We start from the raw sequence: 25,103 nt of genomic DNA, 5'->3' as shown, positions 1-25,103 counted from the left end.
GCTACAGTTGCGACTTGATCTTGTTGTAGATCAGGTCCATGCGCACGCCGGAGTTGGGGCAGCCACCGAAGTGGTGCACCGCGAGCACCTTGTCGGTGCGCTTGGAGATCACCGGTGAACCGGACGAGCCGCCCTCTGTGTCGCAAAGATAGGAGATGTCGGAGCCCGCGGCGTACCCGGTGTAGTTGGGGTCGTCGACCGCGCAGTTGCCCTTGGCGTCCTCGTCGCTGGTCATCGCGATCTCGGTGGGGTTACCGGCCGGGTGCTGCGGGATGTAGAGCTCCTCGCCCTTCGCCGGCCGCCGCAGGTCGAACTGTAGGTAGCCGAACTTTTTCACCAGGTCGAAGTCTTCGACGGTGAACAGCGTGTAGTCGAGCTCCTCGTTGGTGCTCAGCACCTTCTCGCCCCACACCTTGGTCGCCCGGAAGACCGCGTGCCCGCCACACTGGGCGCACTGGTAGTTGAACCACACCTCGGTGTCGTACGCGTCAGCCGAGGTCACGATGCAGTGGTTGTTGGTCATCAAGCGGTTGTTCGGGCCGGCCCGCCACGCGGTGCACAGCTCGTTGCCGTTGATGAGCAGGCGGGCGACGGCCTTCGAGCGCTCGTACGCGACCGGGTCCTTCGACTTGTAACAGACGGCGTCCGCCTTCTGGTCGCCGCCGCAGACGCTCTCCGGCACGCGCCGCGGCTGGCTGGCCCGCTCGTCCGGGGTGAAGCCGTGCGCCACCCGGTCGACGCCCACGCCCAGGTTGGCGATCGTCGACTCCAGGCCGAGCAGGTCGGGGCGGATCGAGTGCAGCTCGACCACGGCCGTGTCGCCGGAGACCGACATGCCCCACCGGCCGGCGCTGGGCAGCAGGCCGGATTCGACCCGGTGCACCTCGGCGCCGCTGGGGTCGGAGACCGTCAGGTAGTCGCCGGGCAGCAGCAGGATCCGGCTGAAGTGCGGCTTGACGTAGGTGGCGCCGGGATACCGGAGGGTCATCTTGCGCTCGCCGTCCAGGTACCCGATGACCCGGTCGACCTGCTCGATCGCCCCGATCTGCTCCCGCCCGACGAGCCCGCGGCCCTGACCGCGCTCCTCGGTCCGCGGTGGGCCGGCCGCCTTGCGGGGCGGCGCGGCCTGGTCGGGCGCCGCGCCCGCACCCGCCGGATCGGCCTTCACCTCGCCCGCCGCCGGCCGCGCGCTCGCCACCACGGCTTCCGGCTTTTCCCCCGTTCGGGCGTACGCCGTCGCGCCGGCCACCCCCGCGAGCGCCACCACTGTGCAGGCCCCCGCTGCCAGCGCCACAGTTCGCCGCATTCCACTCCCCCACAAACACATACCGTGACAATCCGTTCCGACTGTGTGTAACGAGCCACGGTTAGCAGCGACGCGCACCCTCGAACCGGCATGCTTGTGGGCGTGCGGATCACATCGGCCCTCGTAGACCCCGCGTTGCTCGACCTCCCATGGTCGACTCCGCTGGAGGAGTGGCCTGCCGACCACCTGGTAGCGCTCCCCCAGGGCATATCGCGGCATGTGGTGCGATTCGTGAAGCTCGGCGGCACCGTGTACGCGGTCAAGGAGACCGGCGAGCGGGTGGCCGAGCGTGAGTACGACCTGCTGCGCGCGCTGGAGCGGATCGACTTCCCGGCCGTGCAGGCGGTGGCGATTGTGGCCGACCGGGCGACCCTGGACGGTGAGCCGCTCGACCCGGTGCTGATCACCCGGCACCTCCAGTTCTCGCTGCCCTACCGGGCGCTCTTCTCGCACACGCTCCGCCCCGAGACGATGACCCGCCTGCTCGACGCGCTGGCCGCGCTGATCGTGCGGATGCACCTCACCGGCTTCTTCTGGGGCGACTGCTCGCTCTCCAACACCCTGTTCCGGCGCGACGCGGGTGCTTTCGCGGCGTACCTGGTCGACGCCGAGACCGGCGCGCTGCGCCCGTCGCTCTCCAAGGGCCAGCGCGGCGAAGACCTGGAGATCGCGCGGGTCAACATCTTCGGCGAGGCGCTCGACCTGCAAGCCGCCGGGCTGCTGCACGACTCGATCGACCCCGAGGTGGTCTCCGAGGAGGTCGTCGAGCGCTACGAGCGGCTGTGGCACGAGATCACCTACGAGCAGGAGGTCAAGCGCGAAGACCGCCACGACATCGAGGGACGCATCCGCCGCCTCAACGACCTCGGCTTCGACGTGGCCGAGGTGGCGATGGCTCTCGTCGACGGCGACGGCGGCTACCGCGTGCGCCCGAAGGTCGTCGACGCCGGCTACCACACCCGCCGGCTACTGCGCCTGACCGGGCTCGACGCCGAGGAAAACCAGGCCCGCCGGCTGCTCAACGACCTCGACACGTACCGCGCCGAGAGCGACCTCTCCGACGAGCAGCAGGCCGCGCACCGCTGGCTGACCGAGGTGTTCGAGCCGGTCGTCCGGGCGGTGCCCGCGCACCTGCGGCGCAAGCTGGAGCCGTCGGAGCTGTTCGTACAGATCATCGAGCACCGGTGGCGCCTGTCCGAGGAGGCCGGCCGCGACGTGGGCCTGGCACCCGCGGTCCAGTCGTTCCTCGCCGACGTGCTGGTCCACCGCCCCGACGAGCAGGCCGTACTCGGCGTCGAGCTGACACCGTCGCTCTAGGGCGCTTGCACCTGTCCGCGAAGATCCTCCGGGCCGACAGCGACGGGTGAGGCCACCCGAGCACGACGGACGCCGCGGTTATGACGTTTCGGTGGCGGGTTCGACGGGTTGTTCGGTCGCTTGTTTGAGGAGCCAGCCCAAGCCGGAGCGGCGGGCGACGACGGTGATGCGGTCGCCGCCGCTGATCCGGAACGCGTCCGACGGCGTCCAGATCGGACGGGGCTCGCCGAACTTGGCGAGCGCGATGACCCGCACCTCGCCGGCCCGGCTGGCGTCGGCGACCGAGGCGCCGTCGAGGGACGAGCTGCGCGCGACCACCACCTCGGAGACCAGCAGCACGTGGCGGTCGACGGGGATGGTGGCGATCACGTCCCGGTTCATCAGCGCGGCCACGAACGCGGGCGCGGCCAGGTAGGACACGCTGCGCGAGGTGCCGATGTTGAACGCCCTCTGTATCCGGTAGGCCAGGTCGCCGTCGAACAGGCGCATCACCACCCGCACGTCCGGGCGGATCGAGCGGCCGTTGAGCGCGGCCTGGAGGTTGCTCACATCGTCGGTCGAGACCACCACCAGCGCCTGGCAGGTGTCGACCGAGGCGGCGCGAAGCACGGACTCCTGCGAGGCGTCCCCGATGATCAAGGGGATGTTGAGGTGGCGGGCGACCGGCGCGCCTCGGGCTGCCGGGTCCTTGTCGATCGCCACGACCTCGATGCCGAGCTCGTGCAGCTGGCGGATGATGCGCGTGCCGACGTTGCCGACGCCCACCACGACCACATGGTTTTCCCGGGGCATCCGCAGGCGGCCGGCGTTGAGCGCGAGGCGGGCGTTGACGATCGCGTCGACCACGACCGCGGTGATCAGCGGTACGAGCGCGAGCCCCGCCAGCGTCAGCACGATGTGGATGATCTGCACGCCAAGCGACTCGTCGAGGTCCACATCGGACCCGGTGACCGTGGTGAGCAGCGTGGAGTAGAGGGCCTGCCACGGCGAGAGCCCGTCCGTCCGGGCCAGGAGTGCGCCGAAGATCGCCGATACCAGCAGCACCGCGATGGTGGCGATGCCCAGCTTGCGGCTGACAAACCAGCGCAAGCCACGGAAGAGCACCGCGAACGGCCGCTGCCGCCGGCGCCTCTGCACGATCCGCCGGGCCGCGATGACCGTGCCGGCCTGCTGGCCGCGGACCTCGGCGAGCACAAGGTCGGCCCGGCTCTGGTCGGCCGGCAGCACCCGTGGGTTGTTGCGCTCGCGGGTGTCGGCCAGGGCGCAGACGATGCTGTCCGGCAGCACCTCCGACCGCCGCGCCACGTAGAAGTTGCGGCCGGCGTGGTGGAAGTCGGTCGGTGCCGGCTCACCCAGCGCGGCGGCCACGAACGCGGGCGCCGCCATCGCCGAGTCGGACATCACATCGCAGTCGGTGAACAGCCGTTTCACGCCCTCGGCCAGCCGCGGCGTGAACATGCGGATCACCAGGCGCACGCGGGGCTCGATATCCTGCGCGACAAGGGCGGCGTGGATGTTGCCCACGTCGTTTTGATGGAGCAGCGCGAGACCGTCGGCGCCGACCAGGCCCGCCCGGCGGAGCGTGTCTTCGTCGAGCCGGTCGGACCGGATCAGGTGGATGCCCTTGATCTCGGCGATATCCGGCCCGTCGGGGCGCCGGCGGGTCGGCACGATCACGGTGATCCGCGCCTCGTACGACTGCGTCAGCTCCATGACCACGCGGAATGCCAAGGGATCGCTGCCGCAGACGACGTAGTGCGGCGCGTCGCCGTTGGCACGAAACCCTTCTCGCAGGCGGGAAACCACCGCGCGACGCGCCCGGTTACGCCAGGGGTCCACCGACATTCCCCGGATGGTAGCCAGGGGGGTCACCCCACGCAGCCCTCGCGATCATGAACTTTTGCCGTGACAGGAACGGTTTGGCGCGCGGCTCGTTGGACGCTTTGGCGTACTTAGCACCAATTGCTCGGTGCTACCGGTAAGCACTGAATGGATGGACATGAACAAGTGGTTCTATCGTGCGGTGGGGACTGTCGGCATCGCCGGCGGGTTCCTGCTGCTCGGCGGCGGCGCCGCACAAGCCGAGGACGTCGACGCCACCCCGACCAACGACCCGCAGCAGCTTCAGGGCGTGCTCGACGGCTTCTTCACCCCTCTCGGCGGTAAAGACTTCTCGCAGGTCAACATGGGCCCGAACGCCCAGGTGGGCCGGTCGGACCTGGTGCTGGGCGGGCAGCTCGGCTCCCTCGGCGGCGACGTCGCACCGACCCGCGACCTCGGCTTCGTCGGCTCCGCGCCGTCGTCACCCACCGCCTCGGTCAGCGCCGACGCGCTGGGCCACGGCTCGCTCGACCGCGCGCTCGGCGCGGGCAGCGAGGCGCAGACCGAGAAGCCAAACCTGATCTCGGACCTGCCGGTCGCCGGCACGTTCACCGACACCGTAGGCGCGACCCGCGCGGTCGACTCGCTCGGCCTGAGCGGCACCACGACCACGCTGCTCAACGGCGCGAACGGCATGAGCGCCAACGCCGGCGGCATGGACGACCTGGTGCCCGCGACGTCCGATGTGGACGCCTCGCGCGCCGGCGCCGCCGTGCCCGCCTCGCTGGGGCTCGTTCCCGGCGACGCGATCCCCGGCGTGAGCACCCGCAAGGCGGTGCGCGGCAACACCAACGGTGTCGCCCGCTCCACCGGCTCCCAGGCGCAGGACATGGTGCCGGCCCTGATCGGCGAGGCCATGACCGCGCAGAACCCGGAGCTGTTCACCCGCTCGTTCGAGTACGGCGAGCCGGAGGCCCTGCCGCCGGTCGCCACGCTCCCGCTGGTCGGCGACCTGAACCTCAAGGGCGTCCCCGGCGCGTCGGACAACCCGACGAACGACCTGCCGGTAGTGGGCGCCCTGGGCTCGCTCACCGGCGGCCTGCCCGGCGCGGGCGGCCCGGCGACGACCCTGCCCGCCCCGGCGGACGCGGACGACGCCGACAGCAAGGCGCCGAACCACCGGCGGCACAGCACGAACGAGCGCCCGGTGGCCGGCGAGGACGCCGACTACACCGAGGCCGCGCAGGTCGGGCTCCCGCTGGTGGGTGACATCAGCAACGTCACCCGCGTGCTGCCCACCAACGGCAGCCTGGCGGGAATGCCTGGCTTGGCGTACATGCCGTTCTGAGTGTTCTCTTCGAGGGGCGCGGGGTCAGTCCGACCCGCGCCCCTCAGCCTTTCCCAGCAGGCGCTCCAGCAGCTTCGGATCGCCGGGCCAGGCGCCGAGCAGGACTTCTCGGGGCACACGACGGCCCGCGTACCGCAGGGCGAGCGCGACTACGACGATGTCGTCGAGCGGGCCGATCACCGGCAGAAACTCGGGGATCAGGTCGATCGGGCTGGCCACCCAGAGGCCGGCCACGACGATCGCCACCTTCGCCCGGCGGGGCACGCGCGGATCCTTGCGCAGCCGCCGCACGGTCGTCACGCAGTCGGGGATGAACGCCGCCAGGTCACGCAGGATGCCGGGCGGCAGCCGCCGGGCCAGCAGCACGAGCAGCGCCCAACTCGCGATGAGGCAGCCGGCTGCGATCGCCAGCCCGACCAGCCAGCTACGCACGAGCCCCCGGTCGGATTCGAACCGACGACCACTCGCTTACAAGGCGAGTGCTCTGGCCAGCTGAGCTACAGGGGCATGTCGTCCGCAAGCATAACGACCGACGGGCATGCCTCGTGATCCGCGTTTAGCCAGCGTACGCGGCGTGTTGAAAGGCCCTCGCTGTGTGACGGTGCGACCGGCGCGTCGTTCGTGCCCGTGTGACCGAATGATCCTCTCGGGCGCGCCCAAGGAGTGGCTCTGACCTTGGCAGGCAGGCGGAAACCGTTTACCGTTGCGTGACACGGGCGACACCTGGTGCGCGCCCGTTGACCGGCACGGCGTGTGCCGGTCGCTCCTTCACTCGGATCGTCCGGCACGTTCCTGCCGGTGAAAGGAAGCGCTTCACCATGGCTACGGTCAGGTACAGCAACGCCACCCGGATCTACCCGGGCACTGAGCGTCCCGCGGTCGACCACCTGGATCTGGAGATCGGCGACGGGGAGTTCCTCGTCCTGGTCGGCCCGTCCGGTTGCGGAAAGTCCACGAGCCTGCGGATGCTCGCCGGCCTGGAGGACGTCGACGAGGGCTCGATCCACATCGACACCCGCGACGTCACCCACCTGCCGCCCAAGGCCCGCGACATCGCGATGGTCTTCCAGAACTACGCGCTGTACCCGCACATGACGGTGTACGAGAACATGGCGTTCGCCCTCAAGCTCCGCAAGACCTCGAAGTCGGAGATCGACCGGCGGGTCAAGGAAGCGGCCGCGCTGCTCCAGCTCGAGGAGTACCTGAGCCGTAAGCCGAAGGCGCTCTCCGGCGGTCAGCGCCAGCGTGTCGCGATGGGCCGCGCGATCGTGCGTGAGCCGCAGGTCTTCCTCATGGACGAGCCGCTGTCCAACCTGGACGCCAAGCTCCGTGTGCAGACGCGTACCCAGATCGCGACCCTCCAGGCCAAGCTCGGCATCACCACCGTGTACGTGACGCACGACCAGGTCGAAGCCATGACGATGGGCCACCGCGTGGCGGTCCTCCTCGACGGCGTGCTCCAGCAGGTGGACACCCCGCGCGCGCTGTACGACAGCCCGGGCAACGTCTTCGTGGCCGGCTTCATCGGCTCGCCCGCCATGAACATCAAGACCGTCCCGCTCACCGAGCAGGGCGCCGTCTTCGCCTCCATGATCGTGCCGCTCACCCGCGAGCAGATCGCCGCGGCGCAGGCCGACAGCGGCAACGGCAAGGTCACGGTTGGCTTCCGGCCCGAGGACTGCGACCTGGTGAGCGCGACCGAGGGCGGCCTGCCCGTCGTCGTCGAGCTGGTCGAAGACCTCGGCTCCGACGCCAACGTGTACGGGCACGCGGCCCTCGACGGCGGTTCCGAGCGGTTCACCGTCCGCACCGACCGCCGCCACATGCCCAACATGGGCGAGACGGTCTTCGTCAAGCCGCGCGTCGGCGCGAACCACGCGTTCCACGCGGTGACCGGCCAGCGTCTCTGACGCCAACTGGCAAGCGATGAGGGGGCGGGCCCGGCGGGTCCGCCCCCTCACGGCTGTCTGAGGAAGTCGCGGATCTCGTCTCGCAGCTCCGCGCCGACCGGGTCGCGCGGCATTATCCCGTGCACGCTCAGGATCAGGTCGAACGCCGTGAGGAAGTAGTCGTCCGGCCGCCGGAAGTCGCCGTACACGCGGCCCTGGAGCAGCGGCGGCAGCGCGTCCTGCTCGGTGCCTTCAAGCAGGATCGGCAGCACGGTCTCCTTGCGGCTCTCGACGCCGATCATCCGGGTGCCGATCAGGTCGGCCTCGGCGGCCAGCACGAAGCCGCCGATCGCCTCGTTGTTGTCGTACTTGCGCCGGTAGAGCGGCGTGCCCACGACCACGACCCGGTCGGCGGCGTGCACCCGCTCGATGAAGCGTGGCACGCTCGCCCCGATCCGGCTGTTTTCCCAGCGGTCGAGGATCACGGTGATGCCCGCCTTGGCGAGGTCGGTGGCCAGCTCGCGGGCGACCCACCGCTCCTGCTCCGGGTTGCCCCACGCGTAGCTGATGAAGCAGGTCGGCTGGGCCGGGCCGGCCTGCGTCACGTACGTCTTCAGCCGGAACACCGCCTGCTCGAACCTGGACCGCTGGCCCGCGGTGAGGCGTTGCGCCTGCACGTCGCGGGACTGCCCGCGGGTGAGCCGGATCGGCTCGTCCGCGCGGGCGAGCGAGAGCTGCTCGCCGCACCCGGTGCAGAACACGTCGACGGCGCCGGCGGCCAGCCGCTCGCGGACCACCGCGCGGTGGATACGGTGCCCCTTGCTGCACTCGACCGCCTCGAACCGGCGCACGGTCACGTCTCGCCGGGCGAGGAAGCTCTCGAACAGGCTCTGGAAGAGCCGGCGGATCGGCTCGCCCATGTCCACGCCGAAGTAGAGGACCAGGTCGAGCTCGCCCTCCCGTTCGGCCTCCAGCCGGAAGCCGCACGCCTGGCCGTCGCCGAACGCGTACTCGGCCTGGCTGCGCCACTGGTGGGCGCGGGCGAAGACGTCCGTGTACCCGAGCAGCACGACAAGCGAGGCGTAGACATTTTCGATCGCGCCGGTGACCGTGTACGCCGCGCCCTCCTCGACCGGCGCGTCCTTGACCGCCGGGCGCCTGAGATTGATCAGCTCGGGGAAGACGAGGTAGACGCGGGAGGTGAGCGGGTCGGTCTCGCGGAAGCAGACGTTGTGGCTGAGGAAGAGCCCGACGGCGGAGTCGACGAGGGCCTCACGCTCCCCTGTGGACAGGCCGGCCAGCTCGGGAAACGGGTAGTCGCCGGCCAGCACCCGCCGCTCCTCCAGCGAGCCGAGCCCCTTCGGGTTGCGGCGCGCCTCCAGCACGATCGAGGCCGCGACGTTGTTGAGCAGCTCGGGCGCGAGCAGGATGCGCGTCTCGTTCGTCGACGTACGCAGCAGCGCGACGTAGCCGTGGGTGGCGAGGTGGCCGACGGCGCTGAGCATCTCCGCGTCGGTGAAGCGCCGAGCCGGGCCGTCGCGCTCCAGCCGCTCGCGCAGCTCCTGGGGCGAGAGGATGACCTGCTCGCCGGGCTCGCCTTCCTTCAACCCCAGGACCGTGTCCTTGATCCACTTGAACGTCGCCGTGGTGACCGTGGTCGGCCGCTCGTCCCACCGGATCGCCGAGCGCATGACCTCGACGAGCTCGGTGAGGCCGCCACCCTCCAGCGCGGACGTCTCGACGTACGCCCGGATGCCCCGCTCCGCCCGGAACCGCTCGATCTCCTCGCCGGCGAGGCGGGCGCTGCCCCGGTCGGAGCGCGCGGCCACCAGCACGATCTCGCGGTCGGGGCCGAGCTGGCGCAGCCAGTAGTCGACGCCGCGGAGCGGGTCGTCGTCACGGGTCGGGTCGAAGAGCACGAGCGCGATGTCGGCGTCGTCGAGGAAGAGCGCGTGGACGAGGCGGTAGTCCGGCTGGCCCGCCAGGTCCCAGAGGACCGCCTCGCACTGTGCGCCGTCGACCCGGGTCGCGCCCAGCTCGTCCATCACCCAGAACTGCTGGCCGTGGGTCGACGGATGCTCCTTGAACCGGCCGGTGACGAGCCGGAAGCCGAGCCCGGTCTTGCCGACACCGGAGTCACCGACGAGCACGATCTTGGCGGAGGTGTACGTGACGTTCGCCGGCTGGGACCACCGGCGCAGCAGGCGATCCGGGTCGAGCCGCCAGACGTGTACCAGGGAATCGTTGTCCAGGGAGCCGTCCGCGCCGACGGTGGCCAGGGTCGGCTGGGTGGGGTGGAAGGCGAGGGTCGGCGACAGGCTGCTGGCGTCGGGCTCGGGCAGCGCGGCGATCTCCATCCAGGTGTCGCAGGCCCACAGCCGCACCCGGCCGTCGGTGCCCTTCGAGGCCAGCAGCCGCCCGTCGGAGAGGAACGACACGGACCGCACCGCGCCGGTGTGCCCTTCGAGCGTGGTGACGAGGCGGCCGGAAAGGCGGTCCCAAATCTTGATCGTGTGGTCCCAGCCGCTGGTGGCGAGCCTGCGCCCGTCCGGCGTGAAGGCGGCGCTCGTAACCGTGCCGGAGTGGCCGTCGAGGACCGCGGTGGGCACCCCTTCGGCGGCGTCCCAGAGCCGCACATCGCCGTCCGGTGTGCCGGTGGCGAGGGTGCGGCCGCTCGGGTCGAAGGCCAGCGCGGTGACGACGGCGCCCTCGTGCAGCCGGTGGCGGACCTCCTCCTTGCGGACGTCGTAGATCTCCGCCCAGCCGCGCACGCCGATGGCGAGCAGGTGCTCGGCCGGGCTGAACTCCAGCACCTGGCAGTCGGGCACGGTCAACGCCGACAGCGGCCGCCAGCTGCCGACCCGCCACAGCCGGACCGCGCCGTCGTCGCCACCGGTCGCGAGGACCTTGCCACCGCGGTCGAACACCGCGGCGCGGACCAGGTCCGGATGGCCGGTGAGCGTGTGGACGTGCTGCCCGGTCGCGCCGTCCCAGACGCGCACCGTGCCGTCGCGCGAAGGGGTCGCGAGCAGCCGCCCGTCGGGCGACCACGCGATGCGGCCGATGTGGTCACTGTGACCGCGCAGCGTCGCGGCGAGGACCACGCCGTCCGGCAGGCCGGCTTTCGGGGTGCGCCTTCTCAGAGCCACGACGTCTCACACCGATGAGGGAACGGGATGAGTCATCCTAAGTGAACGCCGCCGGGGCGCGGTCAAAACCGCGACACCCGGCGGCGCTCTGTGTGGGAACAGTCGAGCTGAGGTCAGACGGTGATCCGGCCGGCGCCCGCGTTCGCGGAGACGTTGGCCTTCACGTCGCACTGCGGGGTGAGCGAGTACGAGTAGGACGGGTTCGAGACGCTGCCGCCGGTCTGGCCGGAGCCGGAGTTGACCAGGCAGTTGTTGCGCGCGACGAGGCGGCCGTCGCTCGAGTCGCCCTCACCGAGGTGGAACGGGTCGTCGACGCCCTCGAAGTAGTTGCCCTCGACGATGACGCCCGCGTTCTGGGTGGACGCGACACCGTAGTTGCCGGTGTTCAGGTAGTAGTTGTTGTAGACATGCACCTGGTCGCCGAAGCGGACCCGCGGGTTGCGCTGGTTGGTGTTGTCGAAGAAGTTGTGGTGGTAGGAGACCTTCAGCCGGCCGACGTCCTGTGCGGAGTTGTCGTCGTCGTGGCCGAGCAGCATGTTCTTGTCGGTGCCGTCCGCGTGGTTGTACGAGATCGTCACGTACGACGAGCCGCGCTTGACGTCGACGCCACCGTCCGCACCAGTCGTCCACGTGTTGTGGTCGATCCAGATGTGGTGGGAGAACATCTGCACGTTGATCGCGTCATCGTCCCAGCTGCGGAAGTTCAGGTTGCGGATGATGACGTTGTGCACGGCGTTCGCCGGCGGCGACGTGATGCTGTCGCTGAGCGGCAGGCCGATGTTGAGGCCGCCGCTGGTAAAGCCGGAGCCGGACCCGACGCCGACGATTGTCTTGTCGGAGGTCACGTCGTGCATCGGTCCGGGCAGGTCGATCATGCCCTGCACCCGGATGACGCGCGGGCCGGCGGTGGCCACCTCGGCGAGGAACTCGGCCGCGGTGTCCACAGTGACCGTCGGGCCACCGGTGCCGCCGGTGGTGCCGTTCTGGCCCCAGGCGTCCACCGAGGCCCAGCCGTCGGCCTGGTTGGGGCCCGGGTTGGTCGGCGGGCCGGTGGTCGGCGGGGTCGTCGTCGGCATGCTGGTGGGCGGCGTAGTGGGCGTGGAGCCGATCGTGCTCACCAGGACGTCGTCGAAGTTGGCCGAGCCGTAGAACGTGGCCACACCGATCCGGCCGGATGAGTACTGGCTGTCGGTCGCCTCGGTCAGCAGGTTGCCGTTGACGTACCCACGCAGTGAGGTGCCGGAGACTTCGAGCCGCACGGTATACCAGGTGTTGGTGCTCACGGTGAGGCTGGCGGTGTCCAATGTGGTGGACGAGCCGTTGACGAGCTTCTTGAGCTCGACCGTGTTGTTGCTGCGCAGGGCCACGTAGTAGTAGCTGGTGTTGCTCTGCACCCGGGCGAGCACCGCGACGAACCGGTTGCTGCCGTTGAACGCGGTCGGCTTGACGCGAGCCTGCACCGAGTACGCGGTCCAGCTCTGCGTGCCGGCGGTGAAACGCGCGTCGCTGCTGGTGCCGCCCTGGCGGAGCACGCGGCTGCCGTCGGTCGCGACCGACCAGCTCCCGCCGGAGCCGCTCCAGCCGGTGGAGTTGCCGTCTTCGAAGTCGTCCGAAAACAGGGTGTCGGCGTACGCCACGGCGCTGTAGCCGAGCGCGATGAGCACGGCGGCGAGTGCCGCGGCCATCGGTGCGAGGATCCGCATCCGGGCATGTGTGAGCTGCACAGGGCCTCCTCGGGAGGTGGGATGGGAGGACCGGCCGGGGTGGGACGCGGGAGACCCGGGCTGTGTCGCCCGTGCCCCGACCCCGGCCGGCTGTGGTGCCCGCGGGCGGTGTCTGCCCACCGCCCGCGGTCACATCTGCGTCACAGTCGCCCGGTGCCCGCGCCGGCCATCACGACCGACTTGACGGTGTTCGGGTCCGCGACCGTGTAGCGGTAGTACGTCGACGGTTCCTGCACGCTCCCGCCGCAGTCCGGCTGGCCGGATTCGCCGGCGAACACGTTGTTGCGCGCCACGCACCGGCCGGACGGGCCGGCGTAGCTGTTGGTCACCGGCTCCTCGACGTCCTCGAAGTAGTTGCCCTCGACCACGCAGCCGGCGTTCGCCTGGCAGGCCACCCCGGTGTCGGTGTTGTAGACGTAGTAGTTGTTGAACACGTGCACCGGCTCGCCGAAGCGCACGCGCGGGTTGCGCTGCGGGGTGCGGTCGAACCAGTTGTGGTGGTAGGTCACCTTCAGCTGGCCGGTGTCCTGGGCCGCGTTGCTGTCGTCGTGGCCGAGCAGCATGTTCTTGGTGTGGTTGTGGGTGTGGTTCCACGACACCGTCACGTACGACGAGCCGCGCTTGACGTCGATCAGCCCGTCGTACCCCTCGGCGAGGTCGTTGTGGTCGATCCAGACGTGGTGCGAGTACATCTGCACGTTGATCGAGTCGTCAGCCGCGTCCCGGAAGTTGAGGTTCCGGATGATCACGTTGTGCACCGCGTTGGCCGGCGGCGACGTGACGTCACTGATCGGCAGGCCGATGTTGAAACCGGCACCGGTGATGCCGGAGCTCGCGCCGACGCCGATGATCGTCTTGTCCGAGGTGACGTCGTGCATCGGGCCGGGCAGGGCGATCATCCCCTGCACCCGGATGTTGAGCGGGCCGGGCTGCGCGATGGCGGTCAGCAGTTCGGACGCGGTGTCCACGGTGACGGTCGGGCCACCCGCACCACCCGTCGTGCCGTTCTGGCCGAGCGCGTTGACCGAGGCGAACCCGATCGGCGGCGCGCTGGGGTCGAGCGGCGGCTCGGTCGGCGGGAGCGTCGGGCCACCCGTCGTCGGGCCAGGGCTGGGCGTACCGGTGACCGTGCTGACCACCACGTCGTCGACCGTGACGCTGGCGTAGCTGGCGGCGACACCGGCCCGGCCCGCGCTGAACGCGCTGTCCGTGGCCTGCACCGCGAGGTTGCCGTTCACGTACCCGTAGAGCTGGCTCCCGGAGGCCGCCAGCATGAGCGTGGTCCAGGTGCCGGTGCCGCCGGCGCCCGAGCCGGTGCCGAGCACGACCGGGTCGCCACCGGCCCGCTTGATCAGCTGTACCCCGCCCGAGCTGGTGAGCACGAGCGCGTAGTAGTTGCTGCTGCTCTGCGCGCGGGCGATCAGGCCGGCGTAGCGGTTGGCCGCGCCGAAGCCGGTCGGCTTCACCCGGGCCTGCACCGAGTAGTCGGTCCAGGTCGTGGCGCCGGCAAGGCTCCGGGCGTCACTGCTGGTGCCGGACTGCCGGTACGCGAGCGAGCCGTCCGTCACCACCGACCAGGTGCCGCCCGACTTGGACCAGCCGTTGGAGTTGCCGTCCTGGAAGTCGTCGGATAGCAGCGTGTCCGCGAACGCGTTGGTGGTGCCGAAGGCGACCAGCGCGGCGGCGAGTGCCCCCGCCAGCCCCGCGGCCGCCAGACGCTTGCGTTTCATTCGTCGACCTCCTGGTCAGAGCCGCGCGCCGGCCAGCGCCAGCGTGGCGAGTGGGACGAGCGGGGTGGGGAGCACCGGGCCGTGGCGCAGCGTGGGCGTCCAGCCGGAGTCCGCGCCGAGGTCGGGGTCGTGGGTGGCGTTGTACGCGCCGAGCAGGCTCACCGGCCGGGCCCGGTCGGAGCCGGCGCGCACCCAGCTGCCCTTCTCGGTGATGGCCGTGCCGCCCCAGTCGAAGATGACGTCCTCGGCCGCGATGCCCTCGCCCAGCGCGAAGAAGTTGTTCTCCGCGTAGATGGACGACTGGACCCCGACGCCCCAGGCGTACGAGAACGCGTCGCCGGCCAGCCGGTAGTAGTTGTTGTAGATGTCGACCTGGCCGAAGCGCACCCGCGGCAGCCGCTGCATCGTGCCGTCGAAGACGTTGTGGTGGAGCGTCACGTTGAGCCGGCCGACGTCCGGTCCGACCGTGTTGGACGAGCCGATCAACATCACCTTGTCGCGGCTGACGAAGCGGTTGAACGACACGGTGACGAGGCTGGCCGTGTGCGTGATGTCGAGCGAGCCGTCGTGCACCTGGTACGGCCGTCCGAAGTAGACCGGCTGGCCGCTGTCCGGGTTGTCGCCGTCGTTGAACGTATTGTGGTCGACCCAGACGTTTTCGCTGCGCCGCACCGACATGAGGTCGAACTGCGAGTTCCAGTTGCCGGCGTCACCGTCGTTCGGCGACCAGGCCGGGAAGCAGTCGAACGCGTCGACGAAGTTGATGTTGCGGACGATCGAGTTGCTGGCCGAATCGAGCATCAGCGTGAGGTTCTCCAGCTTCGCGCCGCGCAGGCCGACGATCGTCGTGTTCGGACCGACGTTGATCTGCGTGTAGCGAGTCTGGTTGGCCACCGACCGCACCCGCGCCTCCTCCAGCGGACCGCTCGGGTTGACACGCCCCCACACCGCCGGGTCGTACGCGGCGAGGTAGGCGTCCAGCGAGTACGCCGGGTCGGCGAGGTCGGCGCACTTGCCGGGCAGCCCTTCGAAACCGTTGATGGTGCCCCGGACCACGATGATCTTCGGGGTGGCGTTGGTGCGGTTGGTGGCGTTGTCGCCGCCCAGCGCGTCGATCAGCTCCGCTCGGGTGTCCACTGTGTGCACGTCGGCGGGAGAGGCCGCCGAGCCACCCGTCGTGCCGGGACCGGCGGCCGCCCAGCCGTCGCCCGCGGGCAGGACCTGGCGGCCCAGCCCGGACTTGCCGTGATTGTTGCCAGCTAGCGCGGCACCCGAGGGGCCCAGTGCCGCGACGAGACCTATACCGACCGCCGCGGCGGTCAATCGCATGAGTTGCATCGCACTCTCCGCGTTTGCCCAATACTCGAAGTGGATCTCGTAACAAACCCGAAATCCACTTAACGAGAAAGTAGGTATTTACGCTTAAGAGTGTCAATGCCCTGTGTTTGCAGATATGTTGCAGTAAAACCAGGCAAGGGCGAATTACTCGGCGTCGAATTGCCGAGAAAGCTGGTGTCCCGTCCGTTTTTTACGGGACGGTTGTCTCCGTAGTTTGCAGTTCGTTTTCCGATGTTGCGGCGAGGCGCACGCGATGCGGACCCACCGCCCACGGCACCGGCAGCTCCGACAGCAGCGCCAGCTTGTCCGCCGCCTGCCGGAGCGCCGCGTTTACGCCCTTGATCGTCACTTTCCGTGCCGGCGCCTCGCCTTCCTCGACAACAAGATCGCCATCGAGAAAGGCCGGCTCGGGCGCCGAGTTGAGCACGCCGAGCACCGCGGTGAACGGCTCCGTCCGCGCCAGTGGCGCGATGAGTGGAGTGCCGTCGGCGCGGTGCCGTACGAGGTTTTCCAACAGGTTTACCCGCCCGGGGATCTCCCGGAAGTCCGTGTCTCCCGGCAGCCGGAGCCGATCGGTCGGGTATTCGAGCACGGCGCGGCCGGCCGTGCCGTGCACGACGACCTCGCCCGGGATGAACTCCTCGCCGCACAGCGAGACCGCGACCACGACCGGCCGCCCGGAGGCGAGCGTGATGCGCAGGCAGGCGGTGTCGTCCACCTCGATGTCGCGGCAGCGGTAGCGTTCCAACTCGACGCCGACCGGCCGATCACCGTCCATGATGGCCAGACACTGCATCCAGGCGTGCGCGAACGGGTTGGCGAGTGCACCGTCGAGCGACGGACGACCGTCCACAGTGCGCCGGCCGGCCCACGGTGAACGCCGGTAGTACGCGTCGTCGCGCTGCCACGAGCCGACGGTCGAGATGCCGACGACCGTGCCGATCACGCCGTAGGCGATGGAGCGCCGCAGCTCGTCCAGGGCCGCCGAGCCGAGCGCCTGGAAGCCGACCTGGCAGGCGCGACCGGTCTCCCGGAGCACCTCGCTCAGCGCGCGGTGCTCGTCGAGCGAGAGCACCGGTGGCTTCTCCAGCAGTACGTCCGCGCCGGCCCGAAGCGCGTCTGTCGCGATCGGACGGTGGGTGTGCGGCGGTGTGCAGATGACCACCGCGTCGGGTGCCGCCTCGCGCAGCATCTCGCGGTGGTCGGTGAAGTGCCGGGCCGCGTCCGGTCCGGGCTCGATGGGTCGCACGTCGACGAGCGCGACGAGCTCGACGGTGCCGGCCTCGTGCAGCGCGGCGATGTGCCGCCGATGCCAGCGCCCGTGCCCATTGGCCCCGATCAGCGCGACCCTGGCGGTCATCGCAGATCCGCCAGGACCGCCTCGACGCCGTGCCGTTCGAGCGCGCCCAACCAGTCGGCGACAAGCTCGCGCACGGTGTCGTCGCCGGCGAGCTCGGCCGGGAAGACCTCGCTCAGGCCGAAGAGCGCGTCGACGACCCCCGCCGGGGTCCGCCGGCCGGCGGCGAGCGCCTTGCGGATCCGCTCGGCCAGCGGGTCGTCCAGCGGCAGCGGCTGGCCCGCGTCGCTCTCCCCCTGCACGAAGCGCATCCACGCCGCCAGCACAAGCGCACCCCACCGCGGCGAGGCACCGGCCGCACGGCGGTCGACGATCGTGTGCAGCACCCGCTGGGGCAGCTTTTGCGAGCCGTCCATCGCCACCTGGGTCGTGCGGTAGCGGATGGCCGCGTTGGCGAAGCGCTCCAGCACCGAGTCGCCGTACTCGACGACGGAGACGCCGTCGGGCGGCGTGAGGCTGCCGGCCACGTCTTCGGCCACGAAGCGCCGCAGCATCGCGGTCATGCCCGGGATCTCCAGCGCCTCGGCGATCATCTCGCGGCCGGCGAGCGCACCGAGGTACGCGATGGCCGAGTGCACACCGTTGAGCGAGCGCAGCTTGAGCCCCTCCCACGGGCTCGCGTCGCCGGTGAGCACCGCGCCGGCCCGCTCCCACGCCGGGCGGCCGGCCGGGAAGTCGTCTTCGATCACCCACTGCATGTATGGCTCGGCCGCCACGGCCGCCTGGTCGGAGACGCCGAGGACCCGCTCGGCGGTGGCCAGCGTCTCGGCCGTGGTGGCCGGGACGATCCGGTCGACCATCGTGCCGGGAAAGGTCACGTTGCCGCGCACCCATTCCACGAGCGCGTCCTCGGTGCCGCCGTACGCCAGCGCCTGCGTGACAAGGCCGCGCAGGCGCTTTCCGTTGGAGGGCAGGTTGTCGCAGCTCACCAGCGCGACCGGCCCGGCGCCGGCCCGTGCCCGGGCGATCAGGCCGCGCACCAGCAGCCCGGGCACGGTCGCCGGCGGGCCGTCGCCCACCAGGTCGGCAGCCACGGCCGGGTCGGGTCGCAGCCGCCCGGTCGCGGGATCCATCTGGTACGCCTTCTCGGTGACCGTGAGCGTCACGACCCGGATCGCGGGGTCGGCGAGCAGCGCGACCACCGCCATCGGGTCGCTGGCCGCGTGGCGCACGCCGGCGAGGGCGCCGATCACATGGGTGCGCGCCTCGCCGTTGGAGAGCGAGGTGACGCTGAAGAGGTTGTCCTGCTCGGCGAGGCGGCTGAACACCTCGGTGCTCCGCGGCGCCACGCCGACGATGCCCCAGTCGCCGCCCGCCTCCGCGATCGCCGCCTCCGTGTACACCGCCTGGTGCGCGCGGTGGAAGGCACCGAGTCCGAGATGGACGATCCCGGCCGGCACGGTGCCGGGCCGCACGCGCGGACGGCTCGCGACGGGAACCTGTCGCAGGGTGCCGATGCCCAACCTCATCGCCATGCCGGACCCTCCGGAAAGCTGAACTCCGCGATGGACGCGGGCTTCATCGTCGCGCTGTATCCCGGCTCGGCGGGCAGCAGATATCGCCCGCCGCGGGTGCGCACCGGGTCGGTGAAGTGCTCGTGCAGGTGGTCGACGTACTCCACCATGCGGCCGTCCAGCGAGGTGCCCACCCGCAGGTAGTCGAAGACGGCGAGGTGCTGCACGAGCTCGCAGAGCCCGACGCCACCCGCGTGCGGGCAGATCGGCACGCAGAACTTGGCCGCCATCAGGATCTCCGAGAGCACCTCGTTGACCCCACCGACCCGGCAAGCGTCGATCTGCATCACACCGATCGCCTCGGCCTGGAGCAGCTGCTTGAAGATGACCCGGTTGGCGGCGACCTCGCCGGTGGCGACCCTGATCGGTGTCACCGCGCGCTGGATGCGGGCGTGGCCGAGCACGTCGTCGGCGTGCGTCGGCTCCTCGATCCAGTACGGGTCGAACTCGGCGAGGCGGGCCATGTTGGCGATCGCCTCGTCGACGTCCCACACCTGGTTGGCGTCCATCATCAGCAGCGCGTCCGGGCCGATCTCCTCGCGGATGACGCGGGCGCGGCGCACGTCGTCGTCGATCGGGCCGCCGACCTTCATCTTCATGGCGCGCCAGCCCTCGGCGTACGCCTGCCGGGTCAGCGCCCGCACCTTGTCGTCCGGGTAGCCCAGCCAGCCCACCGACGTGGTGTACGACGGGAAACCGTCGCGCTCCAGCTGGGCCCGGCGATCGTCCAGACCGGACAGTCCCTTGTCGAGGATCGCGGCGGCCTCGTCCGGCGTAAGCGCGTCGGTGATGTGGTGGAAGTCGACGTTGCGGACGAGCTCGTCGGTCGGCATCTCGGCGAGCAACCGCCAGAGCGGCTTGCCTTCGAGCTTGGCGCGCAGGTCCCACACGGCGTTGACGATCGCGCCGGCGGCCATGTGGATGACGCCCTTCTCCGGCCCGAGCCAGCGCAGCTGCACGTCCGCGGTGAGCGAGCGCCAGAACGCGACCGGCTCGGCGAAGATGTCCGCCACCGAACGCCCGACCACGTGGTGGGCGAGCGCGCGCACGGCGGCGCAGGTGATCTCGTTGCCCCGCCCGTTGGTGAACGTGAAGCCAGCGCCTTCCACGCCGCTTTCCGTCTTCAACGACACGTAGGTGGCCGAGTAGTCACCTCGGTTGATCGCGTCGGAACCGTCGCCGGCGTCCGCGGTCGGAAACCGCACATCGTGGACATCAAGAGCGGTGATCACAGTCGGAAGATCCCCTTGGGCAGTCGGTAGGCCAGGTCGACGATGGTCTCGGCCGCCTCGTCCAGCGGCAGGCGGTGCTCGGCCACCAGCCGGGCGAGGAAGCCGGCGTCGATCCGGCGGGCCACGTCGTGGCGCACCGGGATGGAGCAGAACGCCCGGGTGTCGTCGACGAAGCCGGAGGTGTTGTAGAAGCCGGCGGTCTCGGTGACGGCCTCGCGGAAGCGGCGCAGCACCTCGGGCGAGTCGAGGAACCACCACGGTGCGCCGAGGTACATGGCCGCGTAGCCGCCGGCCAGCGGGGCCAGCTCGCGGGTGAACGTGTCCTCGTCCAACGTGTACACGACCAGGCGCAGCCGCGGGTCGTTGCCGTATCTCTCCAGCAGCGGGCTCAGGCTCCACACGTAGTCGGTGGCACGCGGGATGTCGCCACCGACGTCGCGGCCGTGCCGGTCGTAGAGCCATTTGTTGTGGTTGCGCACCGCGCCGGGGTGCAACTGCATCACCAGACCGTCCTCGATGGACATCCGGGCGAACTCGACGAGCATGTGCGCGCGGAAGTACTCGGCGTCGATTTGACCCGCCTCACCGCTGAGGCCGCGCTCGAAGAGGTCGGCCGCCTCCGTCTCGTCGAGTAGCTCGGTCTTGGCCGTGGGGTGGCCGTGGTCGGACGACGTCGCGCCGGCCGCGATGAAGGCCTCCCGCCGCTTGCGCAGTGCCGCTATGTAGCCGCGATAGGTCCCGGTGTCCTCATCGGAAATCTCGCCGAGCTTGGCCACGTTGTCGGCCCAGCCTTCGAACTCCATGTCGACCACGTTGTCCGGGCGGAACGTGGTGATGACCCGGCCGCCCGGCCCGCCCCAGCCGTCGGCGGCGAGCTTGGCGTGCCGGCCCAGGTCGTCCAATGGGGACTCGGTCGTCGCCAGCACCTCGATGTTGAACCGCTCGAAGAGTGCCCGCGGGCGGAACTCCGGCTCGGCCAGCTTCGCCGCGATGCCGTCGTACACCTCGTCGGCCGTCTCCGGGCTGAGCGGCGTGGTCACCCCGAACACGTTGGTGAACGTCTCCTCCAGCCACAGCCGCGAGGGGGTGCCCCGGAAGAGGCGCCAGTGCTCGGCGAACCGCCGCCAGATCGTGCGTCCGTCCGTCTCGTACGGCTGGCCGTCGCGGGTCGGCACGCCCAGCTCCGAGGGCGGCACGCCCTGGCTGAGCAGCATCCGCGTGACGTAGTGGTCGGGGCAGATGATCAGCTGGGCCGGGTCGGGAAACGGCGCGTCGTCGGCGAGTAGTGCTGGGTCGACGTGCCCGTGCGGCGAGATGATCGGCTGGTCCTTCGCGTGGGCGTACAGCTCCCGGGCGATGGCCCGCTGCGTGGGCTCGGCGGGGAAGAGCAGGTCGGCTCGGGTCACGTCGGGCTCCTATCCGAGGGTGAGCAGGTCGGCGACCTGGACGGGCTGACCGGTCTCGAACGAGCGGTTGGCGGCCAAGCCGGTGAGCAGCGCCAAGGCGCCGTCGCGGGCACTCGCCTCCCGACCCATAGGGTCATTTTCACCGCCGAACAGCACCGCGGTCATGCGGGCGTCCGCGCCTCCGTGGCCTTCGCGCGTGTGTCCGGGCACCGGCACCTCGCGCGGCCGCTCCCAGAACGGGTGCACGGTGATCCGGGCCGAGCCCTCCTCGACGGCCGCCTCGGCACCGTGCAGGGCGCCCTTGAGGCCCTTCGCCCCGGCCGGGCTGACGAAGTCGTTTTCCACCACGAGCAGCTCCAGCCGGCCACGGCTGCCGTTGAACATCACCCGGTAGCCCTCCCACGGCGAGTACGCGGTCAGGTGGTAGGTCATCGTGGCGCCGTTGGTGTAACGGGCGAGCACCGCCATGTCGTCCTCGATGGTCACTCCGGGCGCGAAGACGTTCTGGTCGCGGTGGTAGCCGTCTTCGCCCTCGGCGTCCAGGTAGAGCGCGCGCAGATGCGGGTTGGCCGCCATGTCGATGGCGAACGGGTCGCCGGCCGCCTCGGTCGAGCCGTGCGCGCGGGCGTAGTCGCGGGCGTACCCGTGGCGGTGGCCCGCCTCGCCGTAGAAGAAGAGCCGCCCGTATGCCATCACCTCGACCGGCGCCGCGCCGAGCCACCAGTTGACGAGGTCGAAGTGGTGGCTCGCCTTGTGCACCATCAGGCCGCCGGAGTTGGCCTTGTCGCGGTGCCAGCGCCGGAAGTAGTCCGCGCCGTGCCGCACGTCGAGCAGCCACTCGAAGTGCACCGAGCCGACCTCGCCGATCTCGCCGGAGGCGAGCACCTCGCGCACCTTCTCGTGCAGCGGGTTGTACCGGTAGTTGAAGGCCACGGTCACCTGGCGCCCGGTTTCCGCCACCGCGTCGAGGATGCGCTGGCAGCGGGGCACGTCGGTGGTCATCGGCTTTTCGGTCACCACGTCGCACCCGGCCTGGAGCGCGGCCACGATGTACTCGTCGTGGGTGCGGTCGACGCTGGTCACCAGCGCGACGTCGACCCGCTCCTTGTCCAGCATGGTCGCGAAGTCGCCGGCCCGGTAGGTCGGCACCGTGGGCGCGCCCGCCCCGGCCAGCCACGCGTTGTGCGCGTCCATCCGGGCCTGGTTGACGTCGGCGAATGCGACAAGCTCGGCACGGTCCGGGTGGTCGAGCAGCGACCGGACGAACATCTCCGCGCGGGAGCCGGTGCCGACGAGGGCGTAGCGACGCCGCCGCGACGCTTGATCCGGCATCGAGCATCCTCTCTGGGTATGCAAAGGTTTGCAGACGCAAGGTGCCACGAGCGGCCCCAGCGAGTCAACGCTGGCTGCCAAATGTCCCGCTATGTCGCCTTCACCGCGTGAAGCAAGCGCTTTCCACAGCCCTTGTCGTAACGAACCCGCAATCAAAGCCCGTTGACACGTGAGCAACCGTTTGCATTAATTGGCGCACCTGAGTGACGGGCGACACACGGAGAGGAGTGCGCGTGCCAGCCACGATTCGCGACGTCGCGCGTGCGTCGGGAGTGCACATCTCCACCGTGTCGCGCACGTTCTCGGCGCCGCACCTGGTCAACCCGGAGACCCGCAGCCGCGTGCTCGCCTGCGCGGAGCACCTGGGTTACCGCCCCAACCGGGCCGCCCGCGCGCTCATCACCGGCCGTACGCACAACATCGGCCTGATCGTCGCCGACATCGCCAACCCGTTCTTCCCGCCCCTGATCAAGGCGGCGGAGAGCGCCGCACGCCACCGCGACTACCACATCTTCGTCACCGATACCAACGAGGACCCGGCGGTCGAGGAGGAGCTCGTCCACGCTCTCGCCAAGCAGGTCGACGGGGTGCTGCTGTGCAGCCCACGCATGAGCAACAGCCTGATCGAGCAGCTCAGCCGCGAGGTGCCGCTCGTCGTCATCAACCGGCAGGTGACCGGCCTGCCGTCCGTGGTGATGGACGTCGGCCAAGGTGCCCGCCTCGCGGTGGAGCACCTGACTGGTCTCGGGCACCGCCACATCGCCCTGCTGGGCGGGCCGCGGGGCTCCTGGACCAGCCGCGAGATCCGCCGGGCCGCCACCGCCGCGGCCCGCACCGCCGACGCGGAGCTCACCGTGCTCGGGCCCAACCAGCCCACCGAGCACGGCGGCATCGGCCAGGCGGAGCAGGTGCGCCGCGCCGGCGCCACCGCGGTGCTCGCCTACAACGACCTGATGGCGATCGGCCTGATCGAAGGGCTCGACTCGCTGGGGGTACGGGTGCCGGAGGAGGTCAGCATCGTCGGCATCGACGACATATCGCTGAGCCGCCTCACCCGACCCAAGCTGACGACGGTGGCCAACCCCACCGGGGCCGCCGGCCGGGCGGCCGTCGACATGCTGCTACAGCACGGCGACGACCGTCGCACCACCGCACAGGTAACGCTCCAGACCGAACTGGTGATCCGCGACTCGACAGGCCCAGCACCGACGGGCAAACCGCACACTGTCAAGGAGTGAACCAAGAGATGCACCCCGGCATTCGTAGAGCCAAATCGGAATTCGGGTCAGGCGCCGCCGTGCGCGGCCGCGGCTCCTATTCGATGCTGAAAGTCCCCCGAAGCCTGCTTCGCGGGCTCGCCGCGGCAGCCATTGCCGTCCCGTTGGTCCTCGGCGCCGCTGGATGCGGCGACGACGAGGGCGGCGACGGCGGTTCCGGCGCCAACGACAAGGTCCAACTCTCCGTCTTCTACTGGGGCAGCGAGGCTCGCGCCAAGCTGACCGAGGAGGCGCTCAACGCCTACAAGGCCAAGCACCCGAACGTCGAGTTCCAGGTGACCTGGCAGGCCAACCAGGGCTACGCCGACAAGCTGGCCACGCTCGCCGCCGGTGGCGACGTGCCCGACCTGTTCGCCCTCGACGACAACATGCTCGCCGACTTCGCCACCCGCAACGTGACCGCGGACCTGACGGAGTACAAGGGCGGCAAGATCGACGTGTCCAAGTTCCCGCCGAGCCTCGTGGACTACGGCACGGTCGACGGCAAGCTGGTCGGCATCGCGGCCGGTGAAAACACGCAGGGCCTGGTCTACAACAAGACCCTGCTGACCAAAAACGGCCTGCCCGAGCCGACCACCGGCCAGACCTGGGAGCAGCACATCGACTGGGCCGCACAGGTCGCCGCGAAGACCAAGGTCCCCGGCACGCAGGACCCGAGCGCCGACTACAAGGCGTTCTGGGTATGGCTGCGCCAGCAGGGCAAGGACCTCTACAGCGGCAAGCAGCTCGGCTTCACCGAAGCCGACCTGGCCGGTTGGTTCACGCTGTGGAAGGGCGCCCGCGACAAGAAGGCCACCCCGACACCCGACGTGATCCACGAGGGCAACGTCACCGACATCAGCAAGCAGCTCGTCGTCACCGGCAAGGCGGCCACCTCCTGGGTGTGGGCCAACCAGATGCCGGAGCTGAAGAAGAACACCAAGGACGAGCTCGGCGTCGTGGCCTACCCGGGTGACCCGAGCGGCCAGTGGGCCCGCGCCTCCATGTACTGGAGCGTGGCGCGCAGCAGCGAGAAGAAGGACACCGCCATCGACGTGATCAACTTCCTGGTCAACGACTCGGCGGCCGTCAACATCCTCGGCACCGACCGCGGCCTTCCGTCCAACATGGACCTGCGGACCGCGTTCGCCAGCACCGTGACCGACGCCAACATGAAGCTGTCGATCCAGGTGGAGAACGACCTCGCCGCCAAGTTCGGCAAGGCCCCGCAGGTGCCGCCGAAGGGTCACAGCACCTTCCGCTCCGAGCTGGTGAAGGCCGCGGAGAACGTCCAGTTCGGACGCGCGACGCCGGAGAAGGCCGCCGCCGACCTGATCGCCGTCGTCCAGCCCAAGCTCGGTTAGCCGGCAAGGTACGGAGAGGA

Annotated in this window: 17 protein-coding genes and 1 tRNA gene; 5 read left to right on the top strand and 13 right to left on the bottom strand. The window is 70.2% G+C overall.

The window, feature by feature from the left end:
* Window position 1 precedes the first annotated feature (1 nt).
* On the bottom strand, window positions 2-1,306 hold the full coding sequence (locus tag ACTMTJ_RS24905) for a trypsin-like serine peptidase (RefSeq protein ID WP_441220126.1): 1,305 nt from the start codon (window positions 1,304-1,306) through the stop codon (window positions 2-4).
* 90 nt (window positions 1,307-1,396) lie between these two features.
* On the opposite strand from ACTMTJ_RS24905, the gene ACTMTJ_RS24900 reads away from it, so the two are divergent.
* The gene (locus tag ACTMTJ_RS24900; RefSeq protein ID WP_441220125.1) at window positions 1,397-2,623 is read left to right on the top strand and encodes a DUF4032 domain-containing protein; all 1,227 of its coding nucleotides are present in this window, start codon (window positions 1,397-1,399) and stop codon (window positions 2,621-2,623) included.
* Between the two features lie 78 nt (window positions 2,624-2,701).
* On the opposite strand, the gene ACTMTJ_RS24895 is transcribed toward ACTMTJ_RS24900, so the two are convergent.
* The gene (locus ACTMTJ_RS24895; protein WP_441220124.1) at window positions 2,702-4,468 is read right to left on the bottom strand and encodes an NAD-binding protein; all 1,767 of its coding nucleotides are present in this window, start codon (window positions 4,466-4,468) and stop codon (window positions 2,702-2,704) included.
* A gap of 178 nt (window positions 4,469-4,646) precedes the next feature.
* Between ACTMTJ_RS24895 and ACTMTJ_RS24890 the strand changes: the two genes are divergently transcribed.
* Window positions 4,647-5,792 carry a hypothetical protein gene (locus tag ACTMTJ_RS24890; RefSeq protein WP_441220123.1) on the top strand — a complete coding sequence of 382 codons (1,146 nt, stop codon included), beginning with the start codon at window positions 4,647-4,649 and terminating at the stop codon, window positions 5,790-5,792.
* Between the two features lie 24 nt (window positions 5,793-5,816).
* Here the strand turns inward: ACTMTJ_RS24890 and ACTMTJ_RS24885 are convergent, their stop codons facing one another.
* Window positions 5,817-6,224 (bottom strand): YkvA family protein, encoded by a 408-nt coding sequence (locus tag ACTMTJ_RS24885; protein ID WP_441220122.1) that lies wholly within the window; start codon window positions 6,222-6,224, stop codon window positions 5,817-5,819.
* A gap of 1 nt (window position 6,225) precedes the next feature.
* Window positions 6,226-6,299 (bottom strand) — tRNA-Thr (locus tag ACTMTJ_RS24880).
* A 311-nt stretch (window positions 6,300-6,610) separates the two neighbouring features.
* On the opposite strand from ACTMTJ_RS24880, the gene ACTMTJ_RS24875 reads away from it, so the two are divergent.
* Window positions 6,611-7,702: an ABC transporter ATP-binding protein gene (locus tag ACTMTJ_RS24875; protein ID WP_441220121.1), complete on the top strand. Its 1,092-nt coding sequence runs from the start codon at window positions 6,611-6,613 to the stop codon at window positions 7,700-7,702.
* Between the two features lie 47 nt (window positions 7,703-7,749).
* On the opposite strand, the gene ACTMTJ_RS24870 is transcribed toward ACTMTJ_RS24875, so the two are convergent.
* The 9 genes from ACTMTJ_RS24870 to ACTMTJ_RS24830 all read right to left on the bottom strand — a co-directional run bounded on the left by ACTMTJ_RS24870 (window position 7,750) and on the right by ACTMTJ_RS24830 (window position 22,463).
* Complete coding sequence (locus ACTMTJ_RS24870) at window positions 7,750-10,830, bottom strand: TIR domain-containing protein (protein WP_441220120.1); 3,081 nt, start codon at window positions 10,828-10,830, stop codon at window positions 7,750-7,752.
* A 113-nt stretch (window positions 10,831-10,943) separates the two neighbouring features.
* Window positions 10,944-12,554 (bottom strand): pectate lyase family protein, encoded by a 1,611-nt coding sequence (locus tag ACTMTJ_RS24865; RefSeq protein WP_441220119.1) that lies wholly within the window; start codon window positions 12,552-12,554, stop codon window positions 10,944-10,946.
* 140 nt (window positions 12,555-12,694) lie between these two features.
* Window positions 12,695-14,284, bottom strand: coding sequence for a pectate lyase family protein (locus tag ACTMTJ_RS24860; RefSeq protein ID WP_441220118.1), 1,590 nt, complete (start codon window positions 14,282-14,284; stop codon window positions 12,695-12,697).
* Between the two features lie 15 nt (window positions 14,285-14,299).
* Window positions 14,300-15,613 carry a pectate lyase family protein gene (locus tag ACTMTJ_RS24855; RefSeq protein WP_441220117.1) on the bottom strand — a complete coding sequence of 438 codons (1,314 nt, stop codon included), beginning with the start codon at window positions 15,611-15,613 and terminating at the stop codon, window positions 14,300-14,302.
* A 199-nt stretch (window positions 15,614-15,812) separates the two neighbouring features.
* Window positions 15,813-16,982, bottom strand: a complete 1,170-nt coding sequence (locus ACTMTJ_RS24850; protein WP_441220116.1) for a Gfo/Idh/MocA family protein — start codon at window positions 16,980-16,982, stop codon at window positions 15,813-15,815.
* Window positions 16,979-18,454: a mannitol dehydrogenase family protein gene (locus ACTMTJ_RS24845; RefSeq protein ID WP_441220115.1), complete on the bottom strand. Its 1,476-nt coding sequence runs from the start codon at window positions 18,452-18,454 to the stop codon at window positions 16,979-16,981. Before ACTMTJ_RS24845 ends, ACTMTJ_RS24850 begins: the two co-directional genes overlap by 4 nt.
* Window positions 18,445-19,725, bottom strand: a complete 1,281-nt coding sequence (locus ACTMTJ_RS24840; protein ID WP_441220114.1) for an enolase C-terminal domain-like protein — start codon at window positions 19,723-19,725, stop codon at window positions 18,445-18,447. Before ACTMTJ_RS24840 ends, ACTMTJ_RS24845 begins: the two co-directional genes overlap by 10 nt.
* The gene (uxaC, locus tag ACTMTJ_RS24835; RefSeq protein WP_441220113.1) at window positions 19,722-21,131 is read right to left on the bottom strand and encodes a glucuronate isomerase; all 1,410 of its coding nucleotides are present in this window, start codon (window positions 21,129-21,131) and stop codon (window positions 19,722-19,724) included. The genes ACTMTJ_RS24840 and uxaC overlap by 4 nt, the downstream gene beginning before the upstream one ends.
* Before the next feature lie 9 nt (window positions 21,132-21,140).
* On the bottom strand, window positions 21,141-22,463 hold the full coding sequence (locus ACTMTJ_RS24830) for a Gfo/Idh/MocA family protein (RefSeq protein WP_441220112.1): 1,323 nt from the start codon (window positions 22,461-22,463) through the stop codon (window positions 21,141-21,143).
* A 233-nt stretch (window positions 22,464-22,696) separates the two neighbouring features.
* Here ACTMTJ_RS24830 and ACTMTJ_RS24825 point away from each other — a divergent pair, with 233 nt between their 5' ends.
* Together ACTMTJ_RS24825 and ACTMTJ_RS24820 are read left to right on the top strand one after the other, a co-directional pair.
* Window positions 22,697-23,701, top strand: a complete 1,005-nt coding sequence (locus ACTMTJ_RS24825; RefSeq protein ID WP_441220111.1) for a LacI family DNA-binding transcriptional regulator — start codon at window positions 22,697-22,699, stop codon at window positions 23,699-23,701.
* Window positions 23,702-23,784: 83 nt separating this feature from the next.
* Window positions 23,785-25,083 (top strand): ABC transporter substrate-binding protein, encoded by a 1,299-nt coding sequence (locus ACTMTJ_RS24820; RefSeq protein WP_441220110.1) that lies wholly within the window; start codon window positions 23,785-23,787, stop codon window positions 25,081-25,083.
* The last annotated feature ends 20 nt before the right edge of the window (window positions 25,084-25,103 follow it).

The organism is Phytohabitans sp. LJ34 (assembly GCF_052068095.1).
Lineage (GTDB): Bacteria > Actinomycetota > Actinomycetes > Mycobacteriales > Micromonosporaceae > Phytohabitans.
The sequence above is the reverse complement of the archived record's forward strand: the minus strand, read 5'-3'. Positions and strand labels throughout refer to the sequence as shown.